The sequence below is a fragment of the Rahnella rivi genome, assembly GCF_019049655.1.
Lineage (GTDB): Bacteria > Pseudomonadota > Gammaproteobacteria > Enterobacterales > Enterobacteriaceae > Rahnella > Rahnella rivi.
The window spans coordinates 1-2,157 of the sequence record NZ_JAFMOX010000026.1; the positions used below are offsets into that span (position 1 = coordinate 1).

General features: G+C 53.4%; 1 protein-coding gene. It reads right to left on the bottom strand.

Annotated elements, in window-relative coordinates:
- A partial coding sequence (locus tag J1779_RS25610; RefSeq protein ID WP_420804196.1) for a calcium-binding protein occupies positions 1-2,113 on the bottom strand: 2,113 nt, incomplete at its 3' end.
- Positions 2,114-2,157: the final 44 nt, after the last annotated feature.

The window sequence follows — 2,157 nt, forward strand, 5'->3', positions numbered from 1 at the left end:
CGTCATTTCCGCCCCCTCCCTGCAGCGTGTCGTTACCGCCTGCGCCGTACATAAGATCAGCGGCATACCAGCCCGAGGCATTGTTACCAGCGTCCGTTCCGTTGTACGTCATCCCCGACCTCGCCAGATCCGACTCCGTCAGCGTCGCATCGTCGAACACAAAGCTGAACTGGCGGTAAATCCCTCCGGGTTGATCAGTACCGGCAAAGTAGTTGCTGACCGTCACGCTGTCATCGCTTCCGTAGGCCTGTATGATAAGGTTGGCACCCTCGCGACTGAAACGGGCTGCGCCCGATGACGCACCAGTGAAGCGTAAAATATCACCATTTTCACCGCTACCCGCTGAGTCATACACATGGTCTTTACCGTGCCCGGCAGTAAACTGGTAGGTGTCCTCACCGCTGTTGCCATTAAGTGAGTCATTGCCCGCACCGCCGTTCAGCACGTCATTTCCGCCCCCTCCCTGCAGCGTGTCGTTACCGCCTGCGCCGTACATAAGATCAGGTGCATACCAGCCCGTGGCATTGTTAGCAACGTCCGTTCCGTTGTAGGTCATCCCCGACCTCGCCAGATCTGACTCCGTCAGCGTTGCATCGTCGAAGACAAAGCTGAACTGGCGATAAATCCCTCCGGGTTGATCAGTACCGCCAAAGTAGTTGCTGACCGTCACGCTGTCATCGCTTCCGTAGGCCTGTATGATAAGGTTGGTACCCTCGCGACTGAAACGTGTGGTACCAGACTCTGCACCGTTGAAACGCAGGGTATTACTACTTTCGCCGGGTTTACCAACGTCAGCCACAAGGTCTTTTCCATGACCCGCCGCAAAGTGGTAAGTATCCGCCCCATCCCCGCCTAAGAGGGTGTCATTACCCAGCCCACCGTTCAGGATGTCATCTCCGGAAACCCCAGACAGTGAATCGTTGCCCGCCCCGCCATAAATAATGTCATTCCCGTACCAGCCCCACTCAGTATCATTACCCGCAGTACCCCAGGAGGTGATTCTTGACAGCAGATCCGGTTCCGTCAGCGTCTTATCATCAAACACAAAGCTGTATTGACGGAACACCGTCCCGGGTGTTTCAGGATTATTGAAAAAGTTGGTGACCGTTACGTTGTCATCTGTTCCATAGGCATGAACGATCAGATCGTTTCCCTTGCGGCTGAAAAGGGCATTTTGGCTATTCGCCCCCGTAAACCGCAAAGTATCATTTCCGATGTCGGTCGAAGGTGCGTCACTGACCACATCCTGACCGTGTCCGACGGCAAACATAAAAGTATCCAGCCCCTCGTTACCGCTAAGACGGTCATTACCTGAGCCCCCCTCAAGAATATCGTCTCCAGCTCCGCCACCGAGCGTATCATCACCGGCTCCGCCGTTCAGAACGTCATTTCCTGAGCCTCCGCTTAGCGAATCGTTACCCAACCCGCCATACATAAGGTCTACACCGTACCAGCCCGACTCATTGTCATTTTTTGCGGTTCCCCATGACGTGACCCCTGACAAGAGGTCTGTCTCCGTCAGAGTCCTATCGTCAAAGACAAAGCTGTACTGACGGAAAAATTCCCCCGAACTTTCGCCATTTACAAAGAAGTTAGTGACGCTCACCCGGTCGTCCGCACCGTAGGCCTGTATGATCAAACTGTTACCCTCGCGGCTAAACCGCGCCGAGCCCGAACTGGCTCCATTGAACCGTAAAACGTCATTACCGATGTCTGACGAACGGCTATCAGTGATAACATCCTGACCGTGGCCGGCGGCGAAGATAAAGCTGTCCAGTCCTTCTCCGCCGTAAAGAGAATCATTGCCAGCCCCGCCTTCCAGCACGTCGGCACCAGCGCCGCCGTTAAGTGTGTCGTTACCCGTATCGCCTTTAAGAACGTCATCTCCCAAACCTCCGCTGAGCCAGTCGTTACCGTCACCGCCGCGAAGATGATCATCTTCTTTTCCACCCGTAAACGAATCATTACCCGTGGTACCGTTATAGGTTATCCCGGTCGCCGTCACAGCGAGCGCGATATTTTCTTTCCCTGGGGAATAATCTGTTGATGTTTCCGCGCTGAATTGACTACCTTCAGCAATGACCAGGTCTGATTTTGTTTTTTCTTCACTCATTATATAACTCCATTTATATATATTTAAAAAAACCATTAATACTC